The organism is Pseudomonas sp. SDT291_1_S447 (assembly GCF_054070155.1).
In genome coordinates, this window is record NZ_JBSVXS010000001.1 from 187284 (window position 1) to 202607 (window position 15324).

General features: G+C 60.0%; 14 protein-coding genes. 13 read left to right on the forward strand and 1 reads right to left on the reverse strand.

The window, feature by feature from the left end; all coding sequences use genetic code 11:
• Positions 1 to 29 precede the first annotated feature (29 nt).
• The 11 genes from arnB to ACW9IR_RS00885 all read left to right on the forward strand — a co-directional run bounded on the left by arnB (position 30) and on the right by ACW9IR_RS00885 (position 11682).
• Positions 30 to 1178, forward strand: coding sequence for a UDP-4-amino-4-deoxy-L-arabinose aminotransferase (gene arnB, locus ACW9IR_RS00835; protein WP_457461188.1), 1149 nt, complete (start codon positions 30 to 32; stop codon positions 1176 to 1178).
• Positions 1175 to 2191 carry an undecaprenyl-phosphate 4-deoxy-4-formamido-L-arabinose transferase gene (gene arnC, locus ACW9IR_RS00840; RefSeq protein WP_457461190.1) on the forward strand — a complete coding sequence of 339 codons (1017 nt, stop codon included), beginning with the start codon at positions 1175 to 1177 and terminating at the stop codon, positions 2189 to 2191. Before arnB ends, arnC begins: the two co-directional genes overlap by 4 nt.
• Entirely contained in the window at positions 2188 to 4179 is a 1992-nt protein-coding gene (gene arnA, locus ACW9IR_RS00845; RefSeq protein WP_457461192.1) for a bifunctional UDP-4-amino-4-deoxy-L-arabinose formyltransferase/UDP-glucuronic acid oxidase ArnA, read from the forward strand. The genes arnC and arnA overlap by 4 nt, the downstream gene beginning before the upstream one ends.
• Entirely contained in the window at positions 4179 to 5063 is an 885-nt protein-coding gene (arnD, locus tag ACW9IR_RS00850) for a 4-deoxy-4-formamido-L-arabinose-phosphoundecaprenol deformylase (RefSeq protein ID WP_457461194.1), read from the forward strand. Before arnA ends, arnD begins: the two co-directional genes overlap by 1 nt.
• Entirely contained in the window at positions 5060 to 6712 is a 1653-nt protein-coding gene (gene arnT, locus ACW9IR_RS00855) for a lipid IV(A) 4-amino-4-deoxy-L-arabinosyltransferase (RefSeq protein ID WP_457461196.1), read from the forward strand. The genes arnD and arnT overlap by 4 nt, the downstream gene beginning before the upstream one ends.
• Positions 6709 to 7053, forward strand: a complete 345-nt coding sequence (gene arnE, locus ACW9IR_RS00860) for a 4-amino-4-deoxy-L-arabinose-phosphoundecaprenol flippase subunit ArnE (protein ID WP_457461198.1) — start codon at positions 6709 to 6711, stop codon at positions 7051 to 7053. The genes arnT and arnE overlap by 4 nt, the downstream gene beginning before the upstream one ends.
• Positions 7050 to 7454, forward strand: coding sequence for a 4-amino-4-deoxy-L-arabinose-phosphoundecaprenol flippase subunit ArnF (gene arnF / locus ACW9IR_RS00865; protein ID WP_457461200.1), 405 nt, complete (start codon positions 7050 to 7052; stop codon positions 7452 to 7454). The genes arnE and arnF overlap by 4 nt, the downstream gene beginning before the upstream one ends.
• Positions 7451 to 8830, forward strand: a complete 1380-nt coding sequence (locus tag ACW9IR_RS00870; RefSeq protein ID WP_457461202.1) for a UDP-glucose dehydrogenase family protein — start codon at positions 7451 to 7453, stop codon at positions 8828 to 8830. Before arnF ends, ACW9IR_RS00870 begins: the two co-directional genes overlap by 4 nt.
• A gap of 114 nt (positions 8831 to 8944) precedes the next feature.
• Positions 8945 to 9454, forward strand: coding sequence for a GNAT family N-acetyltransferase (locus tag ACW9IR_RS00875; protein WP_457461204.1), 510 nt, complete (start codon positions 8945 to 8947; stop codon positions 9452 to 9454).
• 199 nt (positions 9455 to 9653) lie between these two features.
• Positions 9654 to 10832: an MFS transporter gene (locus ACW9IR_RS00880; protein ID WP_457461206.1), complete on the forward strand. Its 1179-nt coding sequence runs from the start codon at positions 9654 to 9656 to the stop codon at positions 10830 to 10832.
• A gap of 157 nt (positions 10833 to 10989) precedes the next feature.
• A complete protein-coding gene (locus ACW9IR_RS00885; RefSeq protein WP_457461208.1) occupies positions 10990 to 11682 on the forward strand; it encodes an HPP family protein in 693 nt (230 codons plus the stop codon).
• A 24-nt stretch (positions 11683 to 11706) separates the two neighbouring features.
• Here ACW9IR_RS00885 and ACW9IR_RS00890 read toward each other — a convergent pair whose 3' ends face one another.
• A complete protein-coding gene (locus ACW9IR_RS00890; RefSeq protein WP_457461210.1) occupies positions 11707 to 12729 on the reverse strand; it encodes a hypothetical protein in 1023 nt (340 codons plus the stop codon).
• Between the two features lie 255 nt (positions 12730 to 12984).
• Between ACW9IR_RS00890 and ACW9IR_RS00895 the strand changes: the two genes are divergently transcribed.
• Together ACW9IR_RS00895 and ACW9IR_RS00900 are read left to right on the forward strand one after the other, a co-directional pair.
• Complete coding sequence (locus ACW9IR_RS00895) at positions 12985 to 14091, forward strand: enoyl-CoA hydratase/isomerase family protein (protein WP_457461211.1); 1107 nt, start codon at positions 12985 to 12987, stop codon at positions 14089 to 14091.
• 3 nt (positions 14092 to 14094) lie between these two features.
• Positions 14095 to 15246, forward strand: coding sequence for an acyl-CoA dehydrogenase family protein (locus ACW9IR_RS00900; RefSeq protein WP_457461213.1), 1152 nt, complete (start codon positions 14095 to 14097; stop codon positions 15244 to 15246).
• Positions 15247 to 15324: the final 78 nt, after the last annotated feature.

Sequence of the window (15324 nt, forward strand, 5' to 3'; positions counted from 1 at the left end):
TGAAGGATGGCTGTCGCCCCGAGGTTCTTATGAGTCAAGCGTTTCTGCCGTTTTCCCGGCCGAGTATCGGCGATGAAGAAATAGCCGCGGTTGAACAAGTATTGCGTTCTGGCTGGATTACTACCGGCCCTAAAAGCCAGGCACTGGAAGAGCAGTTTGCCGATTATGTCGGCTGCAAGCATGCAGTGGCACTTTCATCGGCAACCGGTGGCATGCACATCACGTTACTGGCCTTGGGCATCGGCCCCGGTGATGAAGTGATTACGCCCTCGCAGACCTGGGTCTCGACCGCCAACATGATCTCGCTGCTCGGTGCCAAACCGGTATTCGTCGACGTTGATCGCGACACCTTGATGACCGACGCCGCGCGCATCGAAGCCGCCATCACCCCACGCACCAAAGCGATTATCCCGGTGCATTACGCCGGCGCCGCGTTTGATCTTGATCCGCTGTACACGCTGGCCGACCAGCACGGCATCGCAGTGATCGAGGACGCCGCCCACGCTGCCGGCACCCGCTACAAGGGCCGCCACGTCGGTGCACAAGGCACGGCGATTTTCTCCTTCCACGCGATCAAGAACATGACCTGTGCCGAAGGCGCGATGTTCGTCACCGACGACGAAGCCTTGGCCAGCCGCGTGCGCATGCTCAAGTTCCACGGTCTGGGCGTCGACGCCTACGATCGCCTGACCGGTGGCCGCAAGCCGCAGGCCCAGGTGTTGGAGCCGGGGTTCAAATACAACCTCGCCGACATCAACGCCGCGATTGCCCTAGTGCAGCTTGAGCGTCTGGACGCGATCAACGCGCGCCGCACAGAACTGGCCGCCGCCTACTGGCAAAAACTCGAAGGCCTGCCGGTGCAACCGCTGGCCGTACCCGCCTATGCACAAACCCACGCCTGGCACCTGTTCATCCTGCGTATCGACCGCGAGCGCTGCGGCATGGATCGCGATGCCTTTATGAAAGGTTTGCAGGAACAGGGCATCGGCACCGGTATCCATTTCATCGCCACCCACCTGCACTCCTGGTATCGCCAGCGTGACCCCGACCTCTACCTGCCCAACACCGAATGGAACTCGGCGCGGCTGTGCTCGATTCCGTTGTTTCCCGACATGAGCGATCAAGACCTTGATCGCGTGGTCGGCGCCATCGCCTCCCTAATGGACAAACGCCCGTGAAACCTTATCCGATCCGCTGTGTGTCGATCGTTATTCCGGTCTACAACGAACAGTACAGCCTGCCGCAACTGCTACGCCGCACTGAAGCCGCCTGCCGGATGTTGCGTCACGACTATGAAATCGTCCTCGTTGACGACGGCAGCCGTGACGAATCCGCGAACATTCTTGAGGAAGCCGCCACCCGTGAAGACAGCCCGTTCGTGGCGGTCATCCTCAATCGCAACTACGGCCAGCACGCGGCAATCATGGCCGGTTTCGAGCAGTGCAAAGGCGATGTGGTCATCACCCTCGATGCCGACTTGCAGAACCCGCCGGAAGAGATTCCGCGTCTGGTCGCCGAAGCCGAAAAGGGTTACGACGTCGTCGGCACCGTGCGCGGCAACCGTCAGGATTCGGCGCTGCGCCGCTATCCGTCGAAGCTAATCAACCTCGCCGTGCAACGCTCCACCGGCGTCGCCATGAGCGACTACGGCTGCATGCTCCGCGCTTACCGCCGGACGATCATCGACGCGATGCTCGCCTGCCGCGAGCGCAGCACCTTCATTCCGATTCTGGCCAACAGTTTCGCCCGCCACACCACGGAAATCGTCGTCGCCCACGCCGAGCGTGAACACGGCGATTCGAAGTACAGCCCGATGCGTTTGATCAACCTGATGTTCGACTTGATCACCTGCATGACCACCACGCCGTTGCGCCTGCTGAGCATCGTCGGTTTCGCCATGGCTGGCCTCGGCGTGCTGTTTGCCGCCGCACTGATCGTGTTGCGTCTGGTGTTCGGTGCCGGCTGGGCCGGTGACGGCATGTTCGTGCTGTTCGCGGTGTTGTTCGTGTTCACCGGTGGCCAGTTCATCGGCATGGGCCTGCTCGGCGAATACCTCGGGCGCATGTACAACGACGTGCGCGCCCGCCCGCGGTTCTTCGTGGAAAAAGTCTTGCGCGGCCAACCCGCCATGCCGCCGCGCGCCATCACCGTCGACGGTCTCTCCTCCTCCAATGATCAGGTTCTCTCATGAGCGCAAAAACGGTTGTCTTCGCTTATCACGATATCGGCTGCGCCGGCATTCAAACCCTGCTCGACAGCGGCTATGAGATTGCGGCGGTGTTCACTCACGCCGACGATCCGAAAGAGAACGCCTTCTACGCCTCGGTCGCACAACTGTGCGCCAACAAAGGCATCCCGGTGCACGCGCCGGAAGACGTCAATCACCCGCTGTGGATCGAGCGGATTGCCAAGCTCAATCCGGACTACGTGTTCTCCTTCTACTATCGCCACCTGCTGAGCGAGTCGTTGCTGGCCACCGCGAAAAAAGGCGCGTTCAATCTGCACGGTTCATTGCTGCCGAACTACCGTGGCCGCGCGCCGGCCAACTGGGTGCTGGTTAACGGTGAAACCGAAACCGGCGTGACCCTGCACCGCATGGTCAAGCGTGCCGATGCCGGCGCCATCGTTGCTCAGCAACGCGTGGCCATCGAACGCAGCGACACCGCGCTGAGCCTGCACGGCAAATTGCGCGTGGCAGCCGTTGACCTGCTGCGCGACACCTTGCCAGCGATGCTGCAAGGCAAGATCAGCGAAACCGCGCAGGACGAATCGAAAGCCACTGTATTCGGTCGTCGCACCGCAGCGGACGGCAAACTGCTTTGGTCAAAACCTGCCGAGCAACTGTTCAATCTGGTGCGCGCCGTGACTCAGCCGTATCCGGGCGCTTTCTGCGCGGTCGGCGAGCACAAACTCATCGTCTGGAGCGCCGAAGTCGTTAAAGGCAACGACGGCCAGGCGCCGGGCCGCGTGATCAGTGTCGATCCGCTGCGCATTGCTTGCGGTGAAGACTCGCTGGTGATCCTCTCCGGTCAACGCAACGACAACGGTCTGTTCCTCAGCGGCCCGCAACTGGCCAGTGAACTCGGTCTGGTCGATGGCTCGCTGCTGCGTGGCGCTGAGTCCGGCCGTACGCCGCGTCGCACTCGCGTGCTGATCCTCGGCGTCAACGGTTTTATCGGCAATCACTTGTCCGAGCGCCTACTGCGTGATGATCGCTATGAAGTCTATGGTTTGGACATCGGTTCCGACGCCATCGAGCGTCTGCGCAGTCATCCGCACTTCCACTACGTCGAAGGCGACATCAGCATTCACTCCGAGTGGATCGAGTACCACATCAAGAAGTGCGACGTGGTCCTGCCGCTGGTGGCCATCGCCACACCGATCGAATACACCCGCAACCCGCTACGCGTGTTCGAACTCGACTTCGAAGAAAACCTCAAACTGGTGCGCTACTGCGTCAAGTACAACAAGCGCGTGATCTTCCCGTCTACCTCGGAAGTCTATGGCATGTGCCAGGACAAACATTTCGACGAAGACACCTCGAATCTGGTGGTCGGCCCGATCAACAAGCAGCGCTGGATCTACTCGGTGTCCAAGCAACTGCTTGATCGGGTGATCTGGGCCTACGGCGCCAAGGGCTTGAATTTCACCCTGTTCCGCCCGTTCAACTGGATGGGGCCGCGCCTTGACCGTCTGGACTCGGCGCGCATCGGCAGTTCGCGCGCCATCACCCAACTGATCCTCAATCTGGTCGAAGGCACGCCGATTCGCCTGTTCGACGGCGGCGAGCAGAAACGCTGCTTCACCGACATCGCTGACGGCGTCGAAGCCTTGGCGCGGATCATCGATAACGACAACGACGTCTGCAACGGCCAGATCATCAACATCGGCAACCCGGACAACGAAGCGAGCATCCGTCAGTTGGGCGAAGAGCTGCTGCGTCAGTTCGAAGCGCATCCGTTGCGCGACAACTTCCCGCCGTTCGCCGGTTTCCGCGATGTTGAGAGCAAGGCGTTCTACGGCGCCGGTTATCAGGATGTCGAACACCGCAAACCAAGCATCGCCAACGCCAAGCGCCTGCTCGACTGGACGCCGACCGTGGAGATGCGCGAGACCATTGGCAACACGCTCGACTTCTTCTTGCGTGAAGCCATGCTCGAACAAGCGGACAAGCGCTAATGCAGGCAGGCCTTCGTATCGACGTCGATACCTATCGCGGCACCCGTGAAGGTGTGCCGCGCTTGCTGGAAATACTCGACGAGGCGCAGATCAAGGCAACGTTCTTCTTCAGTGTCGGCCCCGACAACATGGGCCGGCATCTGTGGCGCCTGATCCGCCCGCAGTTCCTCTGGAAAATGCTCCGCTCCAACGCGGCCGGCCTGTACGGCTGGGACATTCTGCTGGCCGGCACCGCGTGGCCGGGCAAACCGATTGGCCGTGATCTCGGCCATCTGATGCGTCAGGCCCGTGATGCCGGTCATGAAGTGGGTTTGCATGCCTGGGACCACCACGGCTGGCAGGCCAATGCCGGGCGCTGGAGCAATGCGCAACTGATCGAGCAGATCCGTCAGGGCGTCGACACCTTGAGCGACATTCTCGGCGAAAAAGTCGAGTGTTCCGCCGCTGCCGGTTGGCGTGCGGACGAGCGTGTGATCGAGGCCAAGCAAGCCTTCGGCTTTCGCTACAACAGCGATTGCCGAGGCAACCGCCTGTTTCGTCCGCTGCTGGCCGATGGCACGCCGGGTACGCCGCAGATTCCGGTGGACTTGCCGACCTTCGACGAAGTCGTCGGCCCCATCGTTGCCGCGCGGGACTACAACGCGTTCCTCCTCGATCACTTTCGCCCGCAGCAGCTCAACGTTTACACCATTCACGCCGAAGTAGAAGGGATTCTCATGGCCGAGGACTTTCGCCAACTGCTCGCCGACGCGCGACAGCGCAACATTGACTTCACACCGCTGGGTGACTTGCTGCCCGAGTTCTTCAACACCTTGCCCGTGGGTCGCGTGCAGCGCGGCGCCCTCGACGGCCGTGAAGGCTGGCTGGGAGTGCAAGGCGCATGATCAAACGCTGGACGCTGCCACTGCTGTTGCTGGGCATTTGTCTGCTGGCCTATCTGCTGCCGCTGGGCACGCACGGTTTGTGGATTCCTGATGAGACCCGTTACGCGCAGATCAGTCAGGACATGCTGCTGAGTGGCAACTGGGTGTCGCCGCACTTCATGAGCCTGCGCTATTTCGAGAAGCCGATTGCCGGTTACTGGATGATCGCGCTGGGTCAGGAGTTGTTTGGGCAGAACCTGTTCGGCGTGCGCTTTGTGTCGGCGCTGAGCACCGGCCTGAGCGTGCTGCTGTGCTATCTGCTCGCCCGACGTTTATGGAACGAGCCGCGCAAAAGCTTCGTCTGCGCCCTGCTCTACATGAGTTTCACGATTGTTGCCGGTCAGGCTGGGTACGCCAACCTCGATCCGCAGTTCACTTTTTGGGTCAACCTGAGTCTGCTGGCGCTGTGGTTTGCCGTCGACAGCCACACCAGCGGCAAGCGCATGGCCGCGTGGGCCGTGTTGGGCCTGGCCTGTGGCATGGGTTTCATGACCAAGGGATTTCTCGCCTGGCTGCTGCCGGTGTTGATCGCCCTGCCGTGGCTGCTCTGGCAAAAACGCTGGCGTGAACTGCTGATGTTTGGCCCCGTGGCGATTGCCGTGGCGATCATCATCAGCCTGCCGTGGGTGCTCTCGGTGCATGCGCAGGAGCCGGACTACTGGCGGTTCTTCTTCTGGCATGAGCACATTCGCCGCTTTGCCGGGGATGACGCGCAACACGATGCGCCGTGGTGGTTCTATCTGCCATTGCTGGTGGCGTTCAGTTTGCCGTGGGCGGGATTGCTGCCGACGGCGTTCAAGCAAGCCTGGCAAAGCCGCACTCAGCCCAAAGTCGTGTTCCTGCTGCTGTGGCTGCTGATGCCGCTGCTGTTCTTCAGCCTGAGCAACGGCAAATTGCCGACTTACATCCTGCCGTGCCTGCTGCCGCTGGCGTTGTTGCTGGGCAATGCGCTGGCCGACCGCTTGCGTCTTGAGCAAGGTCGCGCGCTGAGCATCAATGGCCTGCTCAATCTGTTGCTGGGCGTCGTCACGCTGATCGCGCTGGTGTATCTGCAACTGACCAAACCGGTCTACGACCACGAACTGCACAGTCTGGTGCTGGTGTTTATCGCGCTGATCGGCTGGATCATCGCCAACCTGCTGCAAGCCTTTCTGCCGCTGCAATGCTGGGCGGCTCCGGCGCTGGGCAGCCTGTTGCTGATCGCGGTATTGCCGGCCGCGATGCCCAAATCGGTGGTGGCCAACAAGATGCCCGACCAATTCATCAAGCATCACGTCACCGAACTGGCGCAGACCGATCACCTGCTGAGCAACGACCTCGGCGCGGCGTCGGCGCTGGCCTGGCGTCTGAAAACGCCGCAAGTCGCGTTGTACAACACGATAGGCGAATTGAAATATGGCCTTGCCTATCCTGACGGCATTCAACAGCGGGTCGATCCCGATCACGTGCAACAGTGGATGCGCGAGGCACGCCGCAGCGGTGCGGTCGGCGTGGTGATGCGCGTCAAGGGGCAGGACGAACTGGACGAAATCGACAGATTGCCAAAGGACGGTATCCGTTACGAGCAGGGCAACCTGGTCATCATGATTCTGCCCAAGGAGGCGTCATGAGCCTGTTGTTGCTGTTGGCCGCGTGCCTGCTGACCTGTCTGGGACAGGTCGCGCAAAAGTACGCCGTGGAGAGCTGGCGCGGGGGCGATTCTTCGCTGATTGGCAAACTGCGCTCGCCATGGTTATGGCTGGCCCTGTTCGCCCTCGGTTCCGGTCTGTTGGTCTGGTTGCTGGTGCTGCAGCGGCTGGAAGTCGGCGTCGCTTATCCGATGCTCAGCCTCAACTTTGTCCTGATCACCCTGATCGCGCGCTTCGTCTTCGGTGAACCGATCGACCGCCAGCATTGGTTTGGCGTGGCGTTGGTGATCGGCGGCGTGGTTTTGCTGGGGCAGCAGTCATGAACCCGCGTCGTGGAATCAGTTTCGCGTTGGGCAGCGTGTTCCTCGTCAGCGCTGCGCAACTGGGCATGCGCTGGAGCATGATCCGCCTGCCCGTGCCGGAACAATGGCTGCACATCGACAGCCTTGATTGGCGCGCCTTGGCCGTGGTCATCGCAGCGATTTTTGCCTACGCGCTGTCGATGCTTTGCTGGCTCGCCGCCCTGCGCGATCTGCCGTTGGGCCGGGCGTACTCGCTGCTGAGCATCAGCTATGCGCTGGTGTACCTGCTGGCGGCCAGTCTGCCGCTGTTCAACGAATCCTTCAGTTTCACTCAATCACTGGGCGTGGCGCTGGTCATGCTCGGGGTCATCACCATCAACACTCGTCCGGCTCGTGCGCCCGAATTCAGGAGTGCTCCATGAAAATCACAGTGTTTGGCAGCGGTTACGTCGGTCTGGTGCAAGCGGCTGTGTTGGCCGAAGTCGGCCATGATGTCGTGTGCATGGACGTCGACCAGAAGAAGGTCGACCTGTTGCGCCAGGGTCACGTGAGCATTTTCGAACCGGGGCTGGCCAGCCTGGTGCGCGAAGGGCTGGACTCGAAACGCCTGCAATTCACCACCGATGAACAACTCGCCGTGCAGCACGCGCGGGTGGCGTTTATTGCCGTGGGTACGCCGTCGCGTGAGGACGGTTCGGCAGATCTGCGTTACGTGCTATCGGTCGGCGATGCGATTGCCCGGCATCGTGAGCAACCGTTGATCATCGTCGAGAAATCCACGGTGCCGGTGGGTACGGGCGACACCCTGCGCACGCACATTGAAAAAGCCTTGATCAAGGTGGGCCGCCTGCTGCAATTCGATATCGTCTCCAACCCGGAATTTCTCAAGGAAGGCTCGGCGGTTGCCGACTGCCGCCGCCCGGATCGCATCGTCATCGGCTGTGAAGGCGATGAGGTACGCGACGTGATGCGTGATCTGTACTCGCCGTTCAACCGCAACCATGACCGCATCATGTTCATGGACCTGCGCAGCGCCGAGCTGACCAAGTACGCCGCCAACTGCATGCTGGCGACCAAGATCAGCTTCATCAACCAGATCGCCGAACTCGCTGAACACCTCGGCGCCGATATTGAATCGGTGCGTCAGGGCATCGGTGCCGACACGCGCATCGGTTACCACTTCATCTACCCCGGCTGCGGTTATGGCGGCTCGTGCTTCCCCAAAGACATGCGCGCGCTGATCCACAGCGCCGAAGAAGCGCATTGCTCCAGCGACTTGCTGCAAGCGGTCGAGGCGATCAACCAGCGGCAGAAACACAAATTGTTCGAGCGTATCAACGCGTTCTACCGCGGTGATCTGCGTGGCAAGACCTTCGCTCTGTGGGGGCTGGCGTTCAAACCCAACACCGATGACATGCGCGACGCGCCGAGCCGTGTCCTGCTCGAGGAACTGTGGGCCGCCGGTGCCAGCGTGCGCGCCTTCGACCCGGAAGCCATGCAGGAAACCCAGAACCTCTACCCGGACGAATCGAAGCTGATGCTGATGGGCACGCCGGAATCGGTGTTGCCCGGCGCCGATGCGTTGATCATCTGCACCGAATGGCAGCAATTCAAGGCACCGGATTTCGACCTGATCAAGCAGCGCCTCAACACCCCGGTGATCTTCGACGGCCGCAACCTGTACGACGCCGAGCGTCTGGCGCGCAACGGTTTCCATTACTTCCCGATGGGTCGTGGCGAATCGCGCAAATTGCCGATCCCGCTGCAACAGTGGCCGAATGCGTCAGACGTTGCTTGATGACGCCGTCGCTCTGTAAACCGCCCCCCTTGTAGGAGCTGCCGAAGGCTGCGATCGTTTGATCTTGTTTCTTGAAATCCAGATCAAAAGATCGCAGCCTGCGGCAGCTCCTACATGAACATGATCATTCGCCTCGCAAGGCCCGCTGACGCGTTGGCCCTCCCTGCCATCGAACGCTCGGCGGCCGAGCTGTTTCGTCTTGACCCGCAATTGGCCTGGCTGGCGGACGCCGAGGTGGCGGATGTTGCGCAACATTTGCGGGCTACCGAGGAGGCGTATGTATGGGTCGCCGAAAGTACCGAACTGGCAGGATTTATCCGCGCAGTGGAAATCGACCAGCACCTGCACATTGAGGAGTTGTCCGTCAGTCAGGCCTTTCAGGGCCAGGGCATCGGTCGACGGCTGGTTTCGGCGGCGATTGAACACGCTCGCGCGTTGCGGTTGAACGCAGTGACATTGACCACGTTTCGCGACCTGCCGTGGAATGCGCCGTTCTATCAGCGCATGGGGTTTATCGAGTTGATTCCTTCAAAAACTGATTATTTACGCGAAGCACTGCAAGCCGAAATCACCCACGGTTTTCCTGCAGAGCGACGCTGCGCCATTGCCCTGCCCCTCTCCTGAGGCACCACAGTTCCCCTGTGGGAGCGAGCTTGCTCGCGAATGCGGTGGGTCTGTGACATTGATGGTGACTGACAGACTGCTTTCGCGAGCAAGCTCGCTCCCACATAGGTTGTGGGTGTGGCCGCTTGACCCATGAGGCATGCGCAGAGAGGATGGCGTACGCCCGCCAGGCATTTTCAAATAAGGACATTGACCCTCCGTGGCCACCTACTCGCGCCTCATCCGCCGGTTGATGATCAGCTCGCTGACCGTCGTCATCAGCCGCGCCCTGATCAGCCCGCTGCTGACGCTGTTCCTCAGCAACAAGCTCGGCCTCAACCCGCAAGACGTCGGCCTGCTGTTGGGCATCGCGGTGTTCAGCGCCACGCTGTTGTCGTTGTACGGCGGCTACATCATCGATCGGCTCGACAAGCGCCGATTGCTGATCCTGACGATGCTCTCCAGTGGTATCGGTCTGATCCTGCTGACCTTCGCGCAGAATCTGTACCTGGTCACGCTGGTGCTGATCATCAGCGAAACGGCGTCGGCGCTGTTCCTGATCTGCTCCAAAGCCATCCTCAGTGAAAACCTGCCGGTGGGCCAACGGGTCAAGGCGTTTTCCCTTAATTACACGCTGACCAACATCGGTTACGCCGTCGGCCCGATGATCGGCGTGGTGATCGCCGGGGTTCAGCCGTCAGCGCCGTTTATCGTCGCGGGGGTGATTGCCATCGTCAGCCTCTTTCTGCTGCTCGGTGCCGGGCGCGAAGTGAATCCGGTCGCCGCGGTCGCTCAGCCACAAAGCTTTCTGAAAACCCTGAACATCCTGAAAAACGACCGCACGATGATCCTGTTTACCCTGGGCTGCCTGCTCAGCACGCTGGTGCACGGGCGTTTCACCCTGTACCTGTCGCAATACCTGCTGGTCACCCACACCCAGCAACAGACGCTGGACACCATGGCCGCCCTGCTCGCCTGCAACGCGATCACGGTGATTGTGTTGCAGTACCAGATCGGTCGTTTACTGACCCGCGAACACCTGCGCCACTGGATTGCCTGCGGCACCGCGTTGTTCATCATTGGCCTGATCGGCTTCAGTCTGGCTGACAGCCTGGTTGGCTGGTGCGTGGCGATGTTCATCTTCACCTTGGGCGAGATGATCATCTATCCGGCAGACTTCCTGTTTGTCGACACCCTCGCGCCTGAAGAACTTCGCGGCAGCTATTACGGCGCGCAGAACCTGGCGGCGCTGGGTGGTGCGGCGAGTCCAGTCATGTGCGGGTTTCTGCTGATGCATACGCCGGCGCCGAGCATGTTCTATGCCTTGAGCGCACTGGCAGCCGTGGGAGGCTATTTGTGCTTCGTCAGTGGCCGTCGAGTCGCTTCAATTCAAAATTAATGCACTAAATCTTCATTAATATGAATTTGTCAGCATCGAGTTTGAACGGCACACTGTGCACGTTCCTCCCCCAATGTTGGAACACTTCGAGGGCTTTCCGGATATGCCGGACAAGTCCTTTTTTTTGCCTCGAATTTGCTGCAAGGATCGGATTCACATGCTCGCTCGCTGGTTGCCCGCCGCCATCAACACCCGCCCGACCGAATGGAGCCGCGCCGCCATCGGCATGGCGCTGGGCACATTATTCAGCGTGTGGTTGTGCGCGCAGGTGTTCGGCCATGAAGTCGCCTATCACTTGATCGGCCCGCTGGGCGCATCGGCGGTGTTGCTGTTCGCCGTGTCCTCCGGCGCCCTCGCCCAGCCGTGGTCGATTCTCGGTGGGTATTTGTGTGCCGGCGTCGTCGCGTTGCTGGTCGCCCATGTGCTCGGCCGAACTTTGGGCAGCGCCTGCCTGGCGGCGGGCATGGCGTTGATTCTGATGTGCTGGCTGCGCTGTCTGCATCCGCCGGCCGGGGCGTTGGCACTGACACTGGTTCTGGCCGATCCGGCGACCATCGCGATGGACTGGAAAGCCATGGAACCGGTGATGCTCGGCGCGGCGTGCATGCTGCTCAGTGCCTTGGCCTACAACAACCTGACCCGCATCCGTTATCCGAAACGTCCGGCTGAACCGGCGCCGATCGTTGCGCCCGTCGACAATCAGGCCATTACCGCCGAAGACCTCAAACTCGCGCTGGCCGACATGGAAGCCTTCATCGACATCACCCCCGAGGATCTTGAACAGCTGATCCACGCCAGCGAACTGCATGCGAAGCGGCGCAGCATCAGCGAAGTGCTTGCGCGATCATAGACGCGGGCTGTCCACTGACGGCCATCATTCACTCCAGGTTTGATCATCTTCATTGGCTTTTTGTGCGTCCCGAAACTTTTGGATCTGTTCCAGGAGTTCGGGCGATCGCGGTTTAGCCGCGGAGGAGCCTTCACCGATGTAATCGCCGTATTTGAGCATGACCCCCTCTGGCAATACCCCATTGATCTCATCAATCTGGATCTGCACATTTGGCCGCAGTTCGTTGTAAAAATGGGCTTTCACATACGAATAACCCGGCTGGTATAACTTCGCCATTTCGTAGAGGAGCGCCTCCGGCTTTTTCTTCTCATCAGCGGTGAAACTACCCTCGATTGCTGTGGTGGCGGTATTGATGTAATGACCAATTTGACTGTCAGACACTAGTTGGCCGGTGTTGAAACCCGGGTTGAAAAATAGATCGCGCGCCACCTGACGGTGAACCTCGTCAATGATGACATCGGGCTTCAGATTGATATGCTGCGGCAACAGCCGCGTATCCGAACAAAACGTCAGGCAACGATCCTTGAGTTTTTGAAGTGCAGCCTTCAAATCCCCGTCCGAGTTTCCGATGGCGATATCGAAGCCTGACAGAAAGTCTTGGGTGAGCCCCAGGTTATTGAAGTGCGCTGCGTCCATACTGGAAACGCCCGTACCCAGTTGATCCCCCATGTTGTCAGCGCTTTTATTAAAATCGGCGTGTATCCCCTTGGTTCTGTAGCCGACTCCGGTTTGATGAGTCGCATGACGAAGTTCTATTGCATCCAGAGGCTTCTTGTTAAACGTGTGTGAAATCTTGCCAAGCACATCACAACTCATCTTGACGTTGATACAAAACCAGAAAAAATGATTGGCCCGCATCCTCGCATGCAGCGGCAAGGCCGAATCAAGGCTGCCACTGAGGATCGGTGCGTTCTGGTTGCCGGGCAGAAAAATGCGTTTTTGCTTTCCCGGGGGAGTTGGGTTAACAGACGTTGCAGGAACGTGTTTGGGCGCCTTCGTTGAAAACCCCCTCACCAGTTGCGTAATTAACCCGTGTTTCGGAGCCATTTTTCTTTCCCTGACAGATTGACGAATGTCCTTTCGCACCGCTTGTTAGGGTGTAGCACAATTATTGAATATCACTATCCACTCCAAAGTAGTCTGTATTCCCGCAAGCGCTGCCGACAGGCGCCATAGCCATGCAAAAATGCAGATGTCGCCTGCAGTTATCTCCGTTGTACACGGCAAATTTGCACTGTTACGATCCGGTAACGCTCGCGCGCGAGCTTCTCGAATAAAGACAATAAAAGCAGGGAGTTACTGATGACAGCTCAGGCTTCATCCCCGCGGACCCAGTCCATGGATGCCACGCAAAACGAAGTGCTGGCCGAGGTTCGCAATCATATCGGTCACCTGACCCTCAATCGCCCCGCCGGTCTCAACGCCATTACCCTCGACATGGTGCGTTTGCTGCAACAGCAGCTCGATGCCTGGGCGACTGACGCCAATGTTCACGCCGTGGTCCTGCGCGGTGCCGGTGAAAAAGCCTTCTGTGCCGGCGGCGACATTCGTTCGCTGTACGACAGCTTCAAAAGCGGCGACACGCTGCACGAAGATTTCTTCGTCGAGGAATACGCCCTCGACCTGACGATTCATCACTACCGCAAACCGGTGCTGGCGCTGATGGACGGTTTCGTCCTCGGCGGCGGCATGGGCCTGGTGCAAGGCGCCGATCTGCGCGTGGTCACCGAGAAGAGCCGTCTGGCGATGCCGGAAGTGGCCATCGGTTATTTCCCGGATGTCGGTGGCAGTTACTTCCTGCCGCGCATTCCCGGTGAACTGGGGATTTATCTGGGGGTCAGCGGCGTGCAGATTCGTGCGGCCGATGCGCTGTATTGCGGCCTCGCCGACTGGTACCTGGACAGCAGCAAACTGGCGCTGCTCGACGAAAAACTCGATCAGATGGAATGGCAGGACACGCCGCTCAAGGCGCTGCAAAACCTGCTGGCCAAACACGCCGTACAAACCCTGCCCGATGCGCCACTTGAGGCTTTGCGCCCGGCTATCGACCATTTCTTCGCCCTGCCGGACGTGCCGAGCATGGTCGAGCAATTGCGCGCGGTAACCGTCGCCGACAGCCACAAATGGGCGACCACCACGGCTGATCTGCTGGAAACCCGCTCGCCGCTGGCAATGGCCGTTACGCTGGAGATACTGCGTCGCGGCCGCCACTTGAGTCTGGAACATTGCTTTGCGTTGGAACTGCATCTGGATCGCCAGTGGTTCGCCCGCGGCGACCTGATCGAAGGCGTACGCGCCCTGCTGATCGATAAAGACAAGACACCTCGCTGGAACCCGCCGACCCTCGCTGCGCTGGACGCTGCGCATGTCGCGAGTTTCTTCCACGGATTTGCTGAGAGCGGGAGCTGAGCCATGCACGATCTCGAACTGACTGAAGAACAAGTGATGATCCGCGACATGGCCCGGGACTTTGCCCGTGGCGAAATCGCGCCGCACGCGCAGGCCTGGGAAAAGGCTGGCTGGATCGACGACGCGCTCGTCGCGAAGATGGGTGATCTGGGGCTGTTAGGCATGGTAGTGCCTGAGGAATGGGGTGGCACCTACGTCGATTACGTCGCTTATGCCCTGGCCGTGGAAGAGATTTCCGCCGGTGACGGCGCGACCGGCGCGTTCATGAGCATCCACAACTCGGTGGGCTGCGGGCCGGTGCTCAATTACGGCAGCGAAGCGCAGAAACAGACCTGGCTGGCGGATCTGGCCAGCGGGCAAACCATCGGCTGCTTCTGCCTGACCGAACCGCAGGCCGGTTCCGAAGCGCACAACCTGCGCACCCGTGCCGAACTGCGTGACGGCCAATGGGTGATCAACGGCGCCAAGCAATTTGTCAGTAACGGCAAACGGGCGAAGCTGGCGATCGTCTTTGCCGTGACGGATCCGGATCTGGGCAAGAAAGGCATTTCGGCGTTTCTGGTACCGACCGATACGCCAGGATTCATCGTTGATCGCACCGAGCACAAAATGGGTATCCGTGCTTCAGACACCTGCGCGGTGACGCTGAACAACTGCAGCATTCCTGAGGCCAATCTGCTCGGCGAGCGCGGCAAAGGCCTAGCGATTGCACTGTCCAACCTTGAAGGCGGACGCATTGGCATCGCCGCTCAGGCGCTGGGTATTGCCCGGGCGGCGTTTGAAGCGGCGTTGGTGTATTCGCGTGACCGTATCCAGTTCGGCAAACCGATCAATGAACACCAGAGCATCGCCAACCTGCTGGCTGACATGCACATGCAGATCAACGCGGCGCGGCTGATGATCCTGCATGCGGCGCGTCTGCGTACGGCGGGCAAACCTTGCTTGTCCGAGGCTTCGCAGGCCAAGTTGTTTGCGTCGGAAATGGCCGAGAAGGTTTGCTCGTCGGCGATTCAGATTCATGGCGGGTATGGGTATCTGGAGGATTATCCGGTCGAGAAGTATTACCGCGATGCGCGGATTACCCAGATCTATGAAGGCTCGAGCGAGATTCAGCGGATGGTGATTGCGCGGGAGCTGAAGAACTATCAGTTGTAATGGTGTTGGCCCCTTTCCCTCACCCCAGCCCTCTCCCAGAGGGAGAGGGGGCCGACCGAGGTGTATGGCGTTATACAT

Bases quoted from the DNA above. Each gene is read 5' to 3' on its own strand.
- arnB (WP_457461188.1), top strand. From the start codon at position 30: ATGAGTCAAGCGTTTCTGCCGTTTTCCCGGCCGAGTATCGGCGATGAA.
- arnA (WP_457461192.1), top strand. From the start codon at position 2,188: ATGAGCGCAAAAACGGTTGTCTTCGCTTATCACGATATCGGCTGCGCC.
- arnD (WP_457461194.1), top strand. From the start codon at position 4,179: ATGCAGGCAGGCCTTCGTATCGACGTCGATACCTATCGCGGCACCCGT.
- arnT (WP_457461196.1), top strand. From the start codon at position 5,060: ATGATCAAACGCTGGACGCTGCCACTGCTGTTGCTGGGCATTTGTCTG.
- arnE (WP_457461198.1), top strand. From the start codon at position 6,709: ATGAGCCTGTTGTTGCTGTTGGCCGCGTGCCTGCTGACCTGTCTGGGA.
- arnF (WP_457461200.1), top strand. From the start codon at position 7,050: ATGAACCCGCGTCGTGGAATCAGTTTCGCGTTGGGCAGCGTGTTCCTC.
- ACW9IR_RS00870 (WP_457461202.1), top strand. From the start codon at position 7,451: ATGAAAATCACAGTGTTTGGCAGCGGTTACGTCGGTCTGGTGCAAGCG.
- ACW9IR_RS00875 (WP_457461204.1), top strand. From the start codon at position 8,945: ATGAACATGATCATTCGCCTCGCAAGGCCCGCTGACGCGTTGGCCCTC.
- ACW9IR_RS00885 (WP_457461208.1), top strand. From the start codon at position 10,990: ATGCTCGCTCGCTGGTTGCCCGCCGCCATCAACACCCGCCCGACCGAA.
- ACW9IR_RS00890 (WP_457461210.1), bottom strand. From the start codon at position 12,729: ATGGCTCCGAAACACGGGTTAATTACGCAACTGGTGAGGGGGTTTTCA.
- ACW9IR_RS00895 (WP_457461211.1), top strand. From the start codon at position 12,985: ATGACAGCTCAGGCTTCATCCCCGCGGACCCAGTCCATGGATGCCACG.
- ACW9IR_RS00900 (WP_457461213.1), top strand. From the start codon at position 14,095: ATGCACGATCTCGAACTGACTGAAGAACAAGTGATGATCCGCGACATG.